The sequence below is a fragment of the Polymorphobacter sp. genome (assembly GCF_051860865.1).
In the GTDB taxonomy this organism is placed as follows: domain Bacteria; phylum Pseudomonadota; class Alphaproteobacteria; order Sphingomonadales; family Sphingomonadaceae; genus Sandarakinorhabdus.
On sequence record NZ_JBIMKZ010000079.1, the window covers coordinates 1 to 14,181 of the forward strand.

At 64.9% G+C, this 14,181-nt stretch carries 15 protein-coding genes; 9 read left to right on the plus strand and 6 right to left on the minus strand.

Annotation, left to right across the window (positions count from 1 at the left end):
- From ACTIFJ_RS12900 to ACTIFJ_RS12910, 3 genes are all read left to right on the plus strand, one after another.
- Nucleotides 1-210 (plus strand): NAD(P)H-dependent oxidoreductase (locus ACTIFJ_RS12900; RefSeq protein ID WP_439534523.1); only part of this gene is annotated, 210 nt, incomplete at its 5' end.
- A 104-nt stretch (nt 211-314) separates the two neighbouring features.
- Nucleotides 315-875, plus strand: coding sequence for a DNA-3-methyladenine glycosylase I (locus ACTIFJ_RS12905; RefSeq protein WP_439534524.1), 561 nt, complete (start codon nt 315-317; stop codon nt 873-875).
- Between the two features lie 120 nt (nt 876-995).
- Nucleotides 996-2,057 (plus strand): SDR family oxidoreductase, encoded by a 1,062-nt coding sequence (locus tag ACTIFJ_RS12910; protein WP_439534525.1) that lies wholly within the window; start codon nt 996-998, stop codon nt 2,055-2,057.
- 155 nt (nt 2,058-2,212) lie between these two features.
- On the opposite strand, the gene ACTIFJ_RS12915 is transcribed toward ACTIFJ_RS12910, so the two are convergent.
- Complete coding sequence (locus ACTIFJ_RS12915; protein WP_439534526.1) at nt 2,213-3,019, minus strand: IclR family transcriptional regulator domain-containing protein; 807 nt, start codon at nt 3,017-3,019, stop codon at nt 2,213-2,215.
- 41 nt (nt 3,020-3,060) lie between these two features.
- Complete coding sequence (locus ACTIFJ_RS12920; protein ID WP_439534527.1) at nt 3,061-4,248, minus strand: CaiB/BaiF CoA transferase family protein; 1,188 nt, start codon at nt 4,246-4,248, stop codon at nt 3,061-3,063.
- Between the two features lie 122 nt (nt 4,249-4,370).
- Between ACTIFJ_RS12920 and ACTIFJ_RS12925 the strand changes: the two genes are divergently transcribed.
- The 6 genes from ACTIFJ_RS12925 to ACTIFJ_RS12950 all read left to right on the plus strand — a co-directional run bounded on the left by ACTIFJ_RS12925 (nt 4,371) and on the right by ACTIFJ_RS12950 (nt 9,481).
- Nucleotides 4,371-5,129, plus strand: coding sequence for a citryl-CoA lyase (locus ACTIFJ_RS12925; protein WP_439534528.1), 759 nt, complete (start codon nt 4,371-4,373; stop codon nt 5,127-5,129).
- A gap of 1 nt (nt 5,130) precedes the next feature.
- On the plus strand, nt 5,131-6,264 hold the full coding sequence (locus ACTIFJ_RS12930) for a cobalamin-independent methionine synthase II family protein (RefSeq protein WP_439534529.1): 1,134 nt from the start codon (nt 5,131-5,133) through the stop codon (nt 6,262-6,264).
- 20 nt (nt 6,265-6,284) lie between these two features.
- Nucleotides 6,285-7,196, plus strand: coding sequence for a DMT family transporter (locus ACTIFJ_RS12935; protein WP_439534530.1), 912 nt, complete (start codon nt 6,285-6,287; stop codon nt 7,194-7,196).
- A 9-nt stretch (nt 7,197-7,205) separates the two neighbouring features.
- Entirely contained in the window at nt 7,206-7,682 is a 477-nt protein-coding gene (locus tag ACTIFJ_RS12940; protein WP_439534531.1) for a hypothetical protein, read from the plus strand.
- Nucleotides 7,683-7,719: 37 nt separating this feature from the next.
- Nucleotides 7,720-7,899 carry a hypothetical protein gene (locus ACTIFJ_RS12945; protein ID WP_439534532.1) on the plus strand — a complete coding sequence of 60 codons (180 nt, stop codon included), beginning with the start codon at nt 7,720-7,722 and terminating at the stop codon, nt 7,897-7,899.
- Nucleotides 7,900-8,026: 127 nt separating this feature from the next.
- A complete protein-coding gene (locus ACTIFJ_RS12950; RefSeq protein ID WP_439534533.1) occupies nt 8,027-9,481 on the plus strand; it encodes a PQQ-dependent sugar dehydrogenase in 1,455 nt (484 codons plus the stop codon).
- 33 nt (nt 9,482-9,514) lie between these two features.
- Here the strand turns inward: ACTIFJ_RS12950 and ACTIFJ_RS12955 are convergent, their stop codons facing one another.
- The 4 genes from ACTIFJ_RS12955 to gorA all read right to left on the minus strand — a co-directional run.
- On the minus strand, nt 9,515-9,973 hold the full coding sequence (locus ACTIFJ_RS12955; RefSeq protein WP_439534534.1) for a BLUF domain-containing protein: 459 nt from the start codon (nt 9,971-9,973) through the stop codon (nt 9,515-9,517).
- Nucleotides 9,918-11,282 (minus strand): putative bifunctional diguanylate cyclase/phosphodiesterase, encoded by a 1,365-nt coding sequence (locus tag ACTIFJ_RS12960; RefSeq protein WP_439534535.1) that lies wholly within the window; start codon nt 11,280-11,282, stop codon nt 9,918-9,920. The genes ACTIFJ_RS12955 and ACTIFJ_RS12960 overlap by 56 nt, the downstream gene beginning before the upstream one ends.
- Before the next feature lie 177 nt (nt 11,283-11,459).
- The gene (locus ACTIFJ_RS12965) at nt 11,460-12,845 is read right to left on the minus strand and encodes a class II 3-deoxy-7-phosphoheptulonate synthase (protein ID WP_439534536.1); all 1,386 of its coding nucleotides are present in this window, start codon (nt 12,843-12,845) and stop codon (nt 11,460-11,462) included.
- Between the two features lie 38 nt (nt 12,846-12,883).
- A partial coding sequence (gene gorA, locus ACTIFJ_RS12970; protein ID WP_439534537.1) for a glutathione-disulfide reductase occupies nt 12,884-14,181 on the minus strand: 1,298 nt, incomplete at its 5' end.

A 14,181-nucleotide genomic window follows, 5' to 3' on the forward strand; every position in this document is an offset into this window, starting at 1 on the left:
GCCCGCGGCGGCTTCTACGCGGAAGCCCCGGCCGCCGCCATGGAACATGCCGAGACCCACCTCCGCGCCATGCTCGGCTTCATCGGCATTGCCGAGCCCGAGTTCATCATCGCCGAAGGCCTGGCCATCGGCCCGGAGCAGCGCGAACAGGCGATGACCGCCGCCTTCGACCGCGCCGCCCGCATCGAGCCGCTCGCGCTCGCCGCCTGATCGCGAAACGCCGGCCAGCCGCGCCGAAGGTGCGCTGGCCGGCGCTTCGTGCGATGCTGCCGGGAGGAGATGGACTCGAACCGACCTGCTGGAGTTGATGAGCGATGCAAGGCCACCGGCAATGCTGCACATGGGCCGAGAACGATCCCGTCATGCGCGCCTATCACGACGAGGAATGGGGCATTCCGGTGCGGGACCCGCGCGCGCTCTGGGAAATGCTTATGCTCGAAGGCTTCCAGGCCGGCCTCGCTTGGATCACCATCCTCAAAAAGCGGGACGCCTTCCGCCAGGCCTTCGCCGGCTTCGATCCCGAGCAGGTAGCGGCTTTCAACGAGGACGATGTCGCGCGGCTGATGGCCAACCCCGGCATCGTCCGCGCCGAAGCCAAGATCCGCGCGACAATCCAGGGCGCCCGCATCTACCAGGACATGGCCGCCCATCGCGAAAACTTCGCCGATTTCTGCTGGTCGTTCACCGACGGCAAGACCATCAAGAACCCCGGCCGCGACTGGATCGCCAGCTCCCCCCTCTCCGAAACCATCTCGAAGGAACTGAAGCGCCGCGGCTTCAAATTTGTCGGCCCGAAAATCGTCTACGCCTGGCTCCAAGCCGTCGGTATCGTCAACGACCACGAGCTGACGTGCTTTCGCCGCGATGAGGTGTGATGGATGGGGGAGGGCAGGAAACGGGCCTCCGGCGGCTGGGGCCTAAGGCCGGAGCGCGAACGGTGCCGTTTAAAACATGCTGAGACGAATGCCTGATTTGGTAGGTGCAAGGAGACAATCATGATGAAAACGGCATTGGTGGTAGGCGCAAGCGGCATCGTCGGCAGCGCAGTGGCGAAGCTTCTGGTCGAGCAAGGCTGGACGGTACACGGTTTGGCACGCCGGCCAACGGATCAGGCCGGGGTGCTACCTGTCGCAGCGGACCTGCAGGACGTGGCCGGTACCGCCGAGGCACTGCGCAATATCAATCCGGACGCTATATTTATTTCGACATGGCTTCGTCAGGAGAGCGAGGCGGAGAACATCCGCGTGAATTCAGCAATGGTCCGCAACCTGCTGGATGGCATGCCCAAGCCCAATGGCCCGCGTCACGTCGCGCTGGTCACAGGCCTGAAACATTACCTTGGGCCTTTTGAGGCCTATGGGAAGGGCGTGTTGCCGGAAACCCCTTTCCGCGAGACGCAAGATCGGCTCGACATGCCAAATTTTTACTATGCGCAGGAGGACGAACTCTTCGCTGCAGCGGCGCGTGACGGCTTTACCTGGAGCGTGCACCGCCCCCACACAGTGATCGGTCTAGCCGTCGGCAATGCGATGAACATGGGCACGACACTTGCGGTCTATGCAACGCTGTGTCGTGAAACCGGCCGGCCCTTCACCTTCCCCGGATCCGCAGCGCAATGGTCGGGGCTTACCGACATGACCGACGCCGGCCAGCTCGCTCGTCACATGCTGTGGGCGGCAGAGACCGAGGTCGCGCAAAATGAGGCGTTCAACGTCGTCAACGGTGACATCTTCCGGTGGCAGTGGATGTGGAGCCGCATCGCCAACTGGTTCGATATCAAAGCGACGGCGTTTGATGGCACCGTGCGGCCCCTGGAGAAGCAGATGGCGGAAGACGCCAGGCTTTGGAACGACATTGCCATCCGTGAGGGACTGGTCGAGCCCGAACTTGCGCGGCTTGCCTCACCTTGGCACACCGACGCTGATCTGGGTCGGCCGATCGAAGTCGTGACCGATATGTCGAAGAGCCGGCGGCTAGGGTTCACTGCATTTCAGTCCACCGATGACGCATTTTTCGGTCTTTTCGAGCGATTGCGCGCCAAACGATTGATCCCATAACGACGTTGTCGGAACAGCGGTGCGTCAAGACCCGCTGAATCCGTGGTCCATTTGATCACGTGAACCAGGCGGGCGCTCCGCGACCCCCTATGGCTAACTTATGGCAAGTTGTAGAGGCATCGCCCCCGGCCGCCGGAGGCCCCTCCGCCTTCCCCTCACCCCCGCTTGAGGGAGCGCGCCAGCATCGGCCAGCGGCGGAGTTCTTCCTCGATCGTGCTGGCGGCTTCGCGGAGGAGGGGAAGGCGGGTGCTGACGAGTTCATCCTGGCTGATGCGGGTGGTCGAGGTCGAGCAGTTGATCGCCGCGACGATATTGTCGTCGGGATCGAAGATCGGCACGGCGACCGAGACGATGCCATAGTCCAGCTCGTCCAGGGCGCTGTCGTAGTAGCGGTCGGCGATCAGGTCGAGCCGGGCGAGCAGCGCTTCGGGGTCGGTGACCGTGCGTTCGGTCATCCGGGCGAGCGGGCCTTCGGCCAGGAATTTCTCGATTTCCTCCGGCTCCTCATAGGCCAGCAGAACCTTGCCCATCGAGGTGGCGTGGGCCGGGAAGCGGGTGCCGACGCCGGCGCCCAGCCGGATCCGGCGCTGGGTGGGGATGTGGCAGACATAGAGGATGTCGCGGCCGGAGCGCACCGCCAGGCTGGCGGAATCGCCGGTCTGGTCCCGCAGGCTCTGCAAGGGCGGCGCCGCCACCTGCTCGATGTTCATCGATTGCAGATAGGCCGAGCCGAAGGCCAGCACTTCGGGCCGTAGCAGGAAGCGCCGCCCGGTCTGCGCCACATAGCCGAGCGCCACCAAGGTGTTGAGGCAGCGGCGCGCCACCGCCGGGGACAGGCCGGTGACGGCGGCGACGTCGGACAGCGCCATTTCCGGGTGGGCGGCGTCGAACGCCCGCAGCACCTTCAGCCCGCGTTCCAGCGTGGAGAGATATTCCGGGTCCTTGGTCGGCCGTTCGTCCATGCAGCAGCGCTATGGGATGGCCTTGCGGCGCGCAAGCCCGATCATTCCGGCGTCCGGCCAAGCACGTCCTTGTTGTCGGCGCCGAGCAGCGGCGGGGCGGTGACGGCGAGCGGCCGCGCGCCGTCGAAGCTGAGCGGCGAGCGGATGGTGCGGAAGGGTTTGCCGTCCACGCCCGGCGCGCTGACCATCAGTTCGAGGTGCCTTGCCTGCGGGCTGTCCAGCACCTCGGCGCTGCTCATCACCGGGGAATTGGGCACCTCCAGCGCGGTCAGTTGCTGGTGCCAGTCGGCCTGCGAGCGGGTGGCGAAGATCGGCGCGAGGAAGGCGACGACATCCTCATAGTGCGCGATACGCGCGTCCCGGCTTTCGAACGCCGACTGGCTAAGCATGTCCGGCTGGCCGACGGCGGTGGCGAGGTTCTCCCAGAATTTCGGCGGGCTGGACATGTGCAGGGCGATCCATTTGCCGTCCGAACATTCGAACACATAGGATTGGCTGACATGCGGCCGGCTCCAGCAGTCCATCACCTGGTCGGCGGACAGCAGATGGGTGAAATCGTCAATATTGAAATAGCTTACCGCCTCCAGCATCGAGGTCTCGACGGTGACGCCGCGCGCGGTCTGCGCCCGCTGGTAGAGCGCCGCCAGGATGCCCTGCGCGGTGTAGATGCCGGTCACCGCGTCGGCGATCGCCGGGCCGACGACGCGCGGGCGGAACGGGTTGAGCAGCAGCCGCAGGAAGCCGCCGGCGGCCTGGGCAACGGTATCGAAGGCCGGCCGGTCCCGGTCCGGCCCGGTCTGGCCAAAGCCGGAGATGGCGGCATAGATCAGCCGGTCGTTGAGCCCGCGCAGCCGCTCGGCATCGACGCCGAGCTTCTTCGCCACGCCGGGGCGGAAATTCTGGATGAACACGTCCGCCGTCGCTACCAGCTGGTCGAAGGCGGCAAGGTCCTCGGGCTTGCGGGTATCGAGGGTGATCGACTTCTTGTTGCGGTTGTAGGTCTGGAAGTGGGGCGCATAAAGGCCGCCGCGGAAGGCGCGGAACGGGTCCCCGGTGCCGGTCTGCTCGACCTTGATGACCTCGGCGCCGAGATCGGCGAGCATCATTCCCGCCGCCGGCCCGGTGATGAATGTTCCCATTTCCAGCACCCGGACACCTGCCAATGGCAACCCCATATTCCCTCCCAATCCGGTCATCTTCTGCACCCTTTCGGGCTGCTTTTGGCACATTTTGGGACGAATTCAGGCCATCCGGGGCCATTTTTCGGCACAAAAAAACGCTCAAAAACTTGCGATGTTTTAGCCTGTTTCGTATAACGAAAACAAGTTCGAATTTCGAAAAGGGGAGTGAGATGCGGATCGGCAAGCAGGACGAACCCTATAGCGCCATCTGCACATCGGATGCCCACAGCATCCGGGTGCGCGGCAGGGACCTGTGTGGGGAGGTCATCGGCAAGGTCGATTTCACCAGCTATTTCTGGATGTTGGTAACCGGAACACTGCCCTCCGAAACCCAGAAATTCTTTGCCGATGCCGTGCTGGCGGCGATCGCCGAGCATGGCCTGGTGCCAAGTGTCGTGGCGGCCCGCATGACCTATGCCGCCGCCCCCGAAGCCTTCCACGGCGCCGTCGCCGCCGGCCTGCTTGGCTGCGGCTCGGTGGTGCTGGGCAGTGCCGAGGTGGCGGGGCGGTTTTATGCGCAGGTGGTGGCGGCCGGGGGGGATCCGGTGCCGTTGTTGCGGGAGTTGCGGGGGCGCAAGGCGCCGGTGCCGGGGTTCGGGCATCCGCAGCATTCCGAGGGTGATCCGCGCGCCAATCTGCTGCTGCGCCTCGCAGCCGAGAAGGGCGTGGAGGGGCCGCATATCGCCGCGGTGAAGGCGATCGGGGCGGCGCTGCCCGAGACGCATGGGCGGAGCCTGCCGATCAACGTCAATGGCGCGATCCCGGCGGTGATGCTCGATGTCGGGTTTCCGCTGAATGCGCTCAAGGGGATTTCGCTGCTGGCGCGTACGGCGAGCCTGATTGCCCATCTGAACGAGGAGACGGAGCGGCCCATCGGCTTCATCATGTCGGGTGCGGCGGCCAAGGCCATTCAGTATGACGGGGTTTGAGATGGAACGCTTTCTGACCACGCATGTCGGCAGCCTGCCGCGGGCCGATGATCTGCTCGACCTGATCGTGACCCGCGAGGAGGGCGGCGATGTCGATGCGGCGGCGCTGCAGGCGCGGATTCATGAGGCGGTCGACTATGTGGTGGCAAGGCAGGCCGCAGCGGGGCTCGATATCGTCAATGACGGCGAGCAGTCGAAGCCCAGCTATGCGACCTATATCAAGGACCGGCTGAACGGCTTCGGCGGCACCGGCAATACCTATGTGTTCCAGGACATCGAGGAGTTTCCGGGTGTGAAGGCGCGGATCTTTGCCGATACCGGGCGCAAGCACCGCAAGACACCGGCCTGCAATGCGCCGATCACGGTCAAGGACATGGATGCTGTCCATGACGATGCGACAACGCTCAATGCGGCCGTGGCAAAGCATCCGGGGCGCACCGCCTTCATGAGCGCGGCGTCGCCGGGGGTGACGGCGCTGTTCTTCCGCAACGACTATTATCCCGACGACGAGGCCTATCTGTTCGCGCTCGCCGAGGGGCTGAGGCATGAATATGAGGCGATTGCCGAGGCCGGGATCATACTCCAGGTCGATTGCCCGGACCTGGCAATGGGGCGGCATACCCAGTTCCGCGAGCTAACCCTCAGCCAGTTCCGCGAGCGGATGGCGCTCAACGTGGCGGCGCTCAACCATGCGACGCGCAACATCGCGCCCGAGAAGATGCGGATGCATCTGTGCTGGGGCAATTATCCGGGGCCGCACCATTGCGACGTGCCGATGCGCGACATCATCGACATCGTCTGGACGGCGCGGCCGCATGCGATCCAGTTCGAGGCGGCCAATCCGCGCCATGCCCATGAATTCGCGCTGTTCGAGGAGGTCGGCCTGCCGGACGGCAAGCTGCTGATCCCCGGCGTGGTCGAGTGCCAGTCCGGCTATATCGAGCATCCCGAGCTGATCGCCCAGCGGATCGGGCGCTATGCCCATCTGGTCGGGCGCGAGCGGGTGATGGCTGGCGTCGACTGCGGCTTCTCGATCCATGCCGGATCGGGCGGGGTGGAGCCGGGCGTGGTCTGGGCGAAGATGGCGGCGCTGGCGGAAGGCGCGGCGATTGCTTCGCGGAGGTTCTGGCCGTAAGGACCTGTCTCCTTGCTGTCATGCCGAAGTCCGTCTCTCCCGCGCTCGCGCGCATCTGGGCCATGCCCTATGCGCTGCTGACGCTCACCGCACTGTTCTGGGCCGGTAACTCGGTCGTGGCGCGCGGAGCGCGGGACGTGGTGCCGCCGGCGGCGCTGTCCTTCTGGCGCTGGGCGTTGGCGCTGGTCATCCTGCTGCCGCTGGCCTGGCCGCATCTGAAGCGCGATGCGGCCGTGCTTCGTGCCGGGTGGAAGCCGCTCGTCTTGATGGGCGTGTTGGGGGTAGGGGCGTTCAACACCTTGCTTTACCAGGGCCTTCAGGTGACGACCGCGGTCAATGGACTGCTGCTTCAGTCCATGCAGCCGGGCCTGATCCTGGCGATGGGGGTGTTGATGTTCGGCGATCCGGCGGGGCGCCGGCAGTGGTTGGGTGTGGTGCTGTCCGTTGCCGGGGCGGTCCTCATTATCACAAGGGGTGATTTCGGGGTACTGGCGACGATGCGCTTCAACCGGGGGGACCTGGTGATCGGCATCGCCGTCGTCTGCTGGTCGCTCTATTCGACACTGCTGCGGACGCGGCCGGTGGTGCATCCGCTGAGCTTTCTCGCCGCTACAGGGGTGATCGGCCTGATGGCGGTGTTGCCGGTCTATGTGGCGGAGCTGGTCGAGGGGCGGCTGATCGTGGCACGGGCGGAGAGCTGGCTGGCAATCGGCTATGTCGCGCTGCTTCCCTCGCTGATTGCCTATCTCTGCTTCAACCGGGGTGTGCAGCTCGTGGGGGCGGCGCCGGCGATGCTCTACCTCAACATCATGCCGGTGATCGGCGCGGGGCTGGCGGCGCTATTCCTGGGTGAGGCGATCCTTTGGTATCATTTCGCCGGCATGGGGCTGATCGGACTCGGCATCGTCGCGGCGGTACGGCGGAGAGGATGAAGGCCGCCGATGGCCTGCCGCCGCAGCGGCGGGATCGGTGGTTCAGGCCGCGCGCAGCAATCCTGGACGGCGATCTTCCATATCTGCCTTTTTCTCTTGCTGATCACCTATCCGTGCTTCAATCGCGGCGTCGAGCTTGTCGGCTCGGCGGCGGCGAGCTTGTATCTGAACATCATGCCGCCGATCGGCGCCTTCGGAGCTGAGGATCAAGCCGAGCAGGACGGCGATGACATGCTCGCCAACGTCGGTTATGCCGTCCCGGTCCAGGCCGTCGAGAATAGCGTCTATATGAAGGGGAAGCTGAGCCCGATCGATCCATCCGGCGAACGCTATTGCCGATCGTCCGAAAATACGGTTGTCGAGAGGCTTGATGTGAAGGACCCTGATCTGTCGCAGGCAATTGTCTCGAATAACGGCTCGATCGCCGACAGGGGGGCTCAAGCACCTGGGCGAACCGGCCGTCGCTTAACAACAGCGCGCCGGTGATGATGTTAACGGATTGATCTAATATGCACGCGGATCGATGCGGATTCTCGACCGGCCGGGGCTGGAACGGGGCGCTTGCGAATGCCGTGCCTCGCTCCAGGCGATGCGCAGACAGCTGTCGCCCGACGGGCTGGCCCCGGATTGGCCGGCGCCGGACCGGCCGATGGCGGTGCTGACCGCAGGCGCGGCGATCACGACGAAGCGGCTCTGTGGATAGCAGAAAAGCGACCGCCATCGGCGCTGCCGCGCTCTAGCAGTTTGACTTGGCCGCCTGCGGCAGCCTTTATGACTTTGGCGAGTAGCGGGGTGGTTGCATGCGACGGAGTTGGGGCAGCGCGCAGGTCATGAGCGCAACCTTGTTATGCGTGCTGGCGGCATGTGACGGCGGCGGCGGCGCAAGTTCACCGACACCCGTCGTTCCCGCGCCTGTCAATCAGTCACCGTCCTTCACGTCGGCGACGGCCGCCTCTGTCGTGGAGAATGCAACGGGGGGCGTTTATCAGGCGATCGCCACCGATCCCGAAGGCAATGCGCTGAGCTATTCGATCAGCGGGGGTGCGGACGCGGCACGCTTCACCATGACCGCGGCGGGCCAGCTGGCCTTTGCATTGGCGCCAAACTTCGACCTGCCGGCTGATTCGGACGGCGATAACGTCTATCAGGTGCAGATCGCTGTTAGCGATGGCAACGCAATGGCGACATTGGCATTGGCTGTCACGGTTACCAATTCCAAGGAGGGTATCGCTGTTCGGCGGGTGGCCACCGGCTATCTGAATCCGGCTGCGATGTCGGTGGTAAGCAGAACGGTCGTGCTTGTCGCGGAGAAGGCTGGCGCTGTTTATTTGTTTAACCCGCAAACAGGCGCGCGTTCACTTCTCGTGCAGCTTGAGACGTACGGGGATATCGGTGTGGTATCGGTCGCGGCCAGCCCTCGCTTTGCCACCGATGGCGCATTTTATGCGATATACGCCGGCAGTGGATTTTTCGGCGAGCGGGACGGTCGTCTCTCCATTACGGGATATATGCGGGCACGATCGGGATTTACGGTTTCTCGTGTGCCAGGCGCGACGACGGTGACCTTACAACAATATGGGGGAGGCGGCTGGATTGCCTATGAACCAGACCGCACCGATGATGCCACGCTGTTCGCGCTTGGCGACGCGGGGGGCATCGGTGACCCTGCGAACAGCGCGCAGGACCCGACATCACGGCTCGGCAAGCTTTTCCGTTCGGTTCCCGTGGCCGATTTCGATCCTTATGAGGGTACGGCACCGATCAATACTGTGTTGACCTCGCTTGGCAACGGCGTGCGCCAGCCCAATGGCGTCAGCCGGTTTCGGAACGGCTTCCTGTTTGCCGACCGCGGTGAGAACCGTGACGAGATCAATTTTTTTATTCCCGGAGACGGCGCCAATTTCGGATGGCCGTTCAAGGAAGGGTCGGTGGCTGTGCGCGGCACACCGCCCGCCGGGCTCGTAAGCCCCGTGATGGAATATCCTGTACGGGGGGCTGCGGGGAGCATGCGCGGTATCGTTGGCGGGGCGATGGGTCCCGACACCATTGCTTCCCTACGGGACCATTATGTGTTCGCCGATCTCGACGGAACAATCTTTTCAGTGCCGGCGGCACGGATCCAGCCCGGCACAGTGTTGACGGCCGCTTCGCTGGAGCGCCGGACACAAGATTTCGTACCGGACCAGGGCGCAATCGATCATCCCGTCGCGGTGTCGGGCAGTCCCGACGGCATTCTGTTCATCCTGGACGCCGACGGCGACGTTTTTCGGGTCGATGCAGAATGAGGTTGGTCAGCTGGACGGTGGCGTTGGTCGAACTTACGGCGTCGGCGCGCGATCGCGCTCGAACTTGTTGATCAGTTCCAGCAGCACGGCGATAAGGGTCTGGCCGACTTCGGTGCCGTTCATCCGGTAGGTGCCGGTCAGCGCACGTTCGACGTGGCGGGGGAGTTCGGTGGAGTCGACCGAGCCGGTGTAGGCCATCAGCCATCGACTGAAGCTGCGGCGGGCCAGCGGCTTGAAGTGGAGGAGCCTGATATCCCGGTGCCGGGGATCGCAGGCGATGCGCTCGAACAGCGCCTCGACGGCCTGTTGCGGCCCTTCGATCAGATGGGCGAACCAGCCATCGCTGTAGAGCAGCGCGCCGGTGATGTCGTTCTTGAAGTTATTCCGCCGGGCGGACTGGAGAATCGCCTCGATCTCGCCCGCCATATTGGCCTGATCAAGGACACTTCGGCTGAAATAGGTGAGCGTGTAGAGCTGTGTCATCGGTGCCATCTGCCTGTTCGAATGTGCGCTCGAGGGTCGCCATGAGCCCGGCCACGGCGGTCGCCGGTACCGCGGCGCTGTAGATGAAGCCCTGAGCGTGGGTGCATCCCGCACGACGGGCGATATCGAGCTGATGGGGCGTCTCGATGCCTTCGACCGTTGTTTCGAGACCCAGGCCCTTGCCGAGCGAGGCCATGGCGCGAACGATCCATTCGACCGGCCGTACGACCTGGCGATCGTCGCTCGAGGCGACCTCGGCGACGAAGGACTGATCGATCTTCAGGCGGGTGAACGGATAACGGTGCAGGCGGCTGAGCGAGGAATAGCCGGTGCCGAAATCGTCAAGGGCTAGCCGGGGGCCGAGTGTCCGGATGTCCTCCAGGGTCTGGCAGACGTCGCCGGTCAGGGCCCCCTCGGTCAACTCGATTTCCAGCCGGCCTGCGGCCAGGCCGGAATCGTCGAGGGCATGGCGGATCGTGGCCAGCAGGGCCGGGCCGTCTCGCAGCTGAAGCGCCGAAAGGTTGACGGCGACCTGAGGGGGCTCGCCGTTGCGGGACAGCGGCCAGGTCGCGGCGTCCCGGCAGGCCTTCAGCAGGACCCATTCGCCGATCAGGTTGATCAGGCCGGTTTCCTCGGCGATCGGGATGAACTGGTCCGGGCTGACCAGGCCACGTTGCGGATGGTGCCAGCGAAGCAGTGCCTCGAAACCGGTGATGCAGCCATCGGCGAGCGAGATGATCGGCTGATAGTGAAGATCGAACTGCTGGTCCTTGAGCACCCGCAGCAGCTCGATCTCCTGCATTGAGATGGCCGCGCGGAAATCATTCTCCAGGGCTTGCTTGAGTGCGGCGCGTTCCTGCATCGACGGCGTGAACTGGCGGATGCAATTGCCGCCGTCGTTTTGCGCCTGGTGCAGGGCAAGATCGGCGGCGTGGAGGACATCCTGCGCATCGGCGCTGTCCGGGCCGGTCATCGCCACGCCGAGGCTGACGCCCAGCGTGACAACGCGGCCGTTGACGGCATAGGGACGGCCGACGAACTCGAGCAGGCGGGCGGCGGTCGTGGCCACGTGGCGGCCGTCATGGAGCAGGACGCCGAACGCATGGGTGCCGACTTGCGAGACGAATATCGCGTCCCGAACAACGGTGTTCATCCGGGCGGCGACACGGGCCAGCAGCATGTCGCAGGTGCGGGGCCCCAGTGCGTCGTTCATGGCCTTGAAGCGGTCGATATCGAGCAGGATGAGCGCAGGTCGGCCGGCATCGAACGAAGTGTTCGCCAGGAGCGCGCCGAGGCATTCGGTCAAAAGGTGACGCATCGACTCCCCGGCCCGCGCATCGATACCTGGACCATGAGCCACTGCGGCCCCGTCCCCCCGGTATCGGCGGAATTCACACATATAACACTGGGGTGGGTGTTCAATACGGGGTCTGTCCCAGTCGACGCAAAAAGGCGGTCGATCGGGCTGGGGCTGCCGGGTATTGGCGATGAGGGCTTACGCCGCGCGCGCCGGGCGGCTGTCATGCTCGGCGCGGATGGCTTCGGCGAGGAGGAAGGCCAGCTCGATCGACTGGCTGGCGTTGAGCCGGGGGTCGCACTGGGTTTCGTAGCGCGCCGACAGGCCCTCGTCGGTGATGGCGATGGCGCCGCCCGTGCATTCGGTTACGTCGAGGCCGGTCATCTCGATGTGGATGCCGCCGGCATGGGTGCCCTCCGCCTTGTGGACGGCGAAGAAGTGGCGGACCTCGGCGAGGATCCGGTCGAACGGGCGGGTCTTGAGGCCGCCGGCGGCCTTGATGGTGTTGCCGTGCATCGGGTCGCAGGACCAGACGACGTGGCGGCCCTCCCGCTCCACGGCGCGGATCAGCCGGGGCAGGTGCTGCTCCACCTTGTCATGGCCGAAACGGGCGATGAGGGTGAGGCGGCCGGGCTGGTTGCCGGGGTTGAGCGTGTCGATCAGGCGCAGCAGGTCGTCCGGTTCGAGGCTGGGGCCGCATTTGAGGCCGAGCGGGTTGCCGACGCCGCGCAGGAACTCGACATGCGCCGAGCCGGCAAAGCGGGTGCGGTCGCCGATCCACAGCATATGGGCGGAGGTGTCGTACCAGTCCCCGGTCAGACTGTCCTGGCGGGTCATCGCCTGCTCGTAGCCGAGCAGCAGCGCCTCGTGGCTGGTGAAGAAGCTGGTGCCCTTGAGCTGGGGGACGGTGTCCGGGGAGATACCGCAGGCGGCCATGAAATCCAGCGACTCGCCGATCCTGTCGGCCAGCGCCTTGTACTGGTCCGACCAAAGCGAGCGGCCGGTGAAATCCAGGTTCCATTTATGGACCTGGTGGAGATTGGCGTAGCCGCCGCTGGCGAAGGCGCGCAGCAGGTTGAGCGTGGCGGCGGACTGGAGATAGCCGCGCAGCATCCGCTGCGGATTGGGCGTGCGGGATTCGGCGGTGAAGCCGATCTCGTTGACATTGTCACCGCGGTAGCTGGGCAGGCTGAGGCCGTTCTGGTCCTCCATGTCCCCCGAGCGCGGCTTGGCGAACTGGCCGGCCATGCGGCCGACCTTCACCACCGGCATCTTGGAGGCGAAGGTGAGGACGACGGCCATCTGCAGCAGCACCCGGAAGGTGTCGCGGATGGTGTTGGGATGGAAATCGGCGAAGCTCTCGGCGCAGTCCCCGCCCTGGAGCAGGAAGGCCTTGCCGGCGGCGACATCGGCGAGCTGGGCGGTGAGATCACGCGCCTCGCCGGCGAAGACCAGTGGCGGATAGCTGTTCAGCTCCGCTTCCACGGCGGCAACCGCGGCGGGATCGGGATAGGCGGGGAGCTGGCGCGCTTCGAACTGGCGCCAGCCGTCCGGGGTCCAGCTCTGGGTCGAGGGCGTATTCATGGGGGGCTCCATGCCTTTTTGCGGGCAAAGTGGCAAGTTCAGCGCATCAGGACCAGCTCTTCGCTCATCGTCGGGTGGAGGGCGATGGTGTCGTCGAACTGGGCCTTGGTGAGGCCGGCCTTGATGGCGATGGCGACGGCCTGCAGGATCTCGGGCGCGTCGGGGCCGATCATGTGCGCGCCGACGACCTTGTCTGTGTTGGCATCGACGACGAGCTTGTAGAGCGCGCGTTCATTGCGGCCGGAAAGAACGTTCTTCATCGGCCTGAAATCGCTGGTAAAGATCCTGACGCTGCCGAAGCTGTTGCGGGCTTCTGCCTCGGTGAAGCCGACCGAGCCGAGCGGCGGATTGGAGAAGACGGCGCTGGGGATGCAGCCATAGTCGACGCGCCACGGCTTGTCGCCGAAAACGCTGTCGGCGAAGGCATGGCCTTCGCGGATGGCCACCGGGGTGAGCTGGACGCGGTTGGTGACATCGCCGACGGCATGGATGTGCTCGACACTGGTGCGGCTGTCCTCATCGACGATGATGGCGCCGTCGGCGCCGGTGTCGACGCCGACGGCCTCGAGGTTCAGGCCTTCGGTGTTGGGGACGCGGCCGGTGGCCCAGAGCAGGGCCTCGGTGTCCTGGCTGGTGCCATCATTATAATGAAGCGTGATGATATCGCCATTTTTTTCAACGCGTTCGACAGAGCAGTTGAATTTGAAATTGAGTCCCTTGGCGAGGCTGATGGTCAGCAGGCGATCGCGCAGCGCCGGCTCCCAGCCGCGCAGGATGGTGTCCGAACGATTGAGAAGGGTGACGCTGGTGCCGAACTCGTGGAAGATACCGGCGAACTCGTTGGCGATATAACCGCCGCCGCCGATGACCATCGACTTGGGCAGGGTATCGAGGTGGAAGACCTCGTTCGAGGTGATGCCATGCTCGGCGCCGGGCAGATCGGGGACAAACGGGCGGGCGCCGGTGGCAATGAGGATATGGTGCGCGGTGATGCGCTGCTCGCCGACCTGCAACGTGTGTGGATCGATGAAGGATGCGTGTGAAGGATAAACGGTAACGTTCTGGGAAGAAAGCGTATTGTTATAGAGTCCATTCAGCCGGTCGACCTCGGCGAGGACATTGTCCCGCAGCGTTGTCCAGTCGAAGCTCTTCTCGCCCATCGTCCAGCCGAAGCGGCGGGCGTCGACCAGGTCTTCGGCAAAGTGAGCGCCGTAGACGAGCAGCTTCTTGGGCACGCAGCCGCGGATGACGCAGGTGCCGCCGACGCGATATTCTTCGGCGACGGCGACCCTGGCACCGTGGCCGGCGGCGATGCGGGCGGCGCGGACGCCGCCGG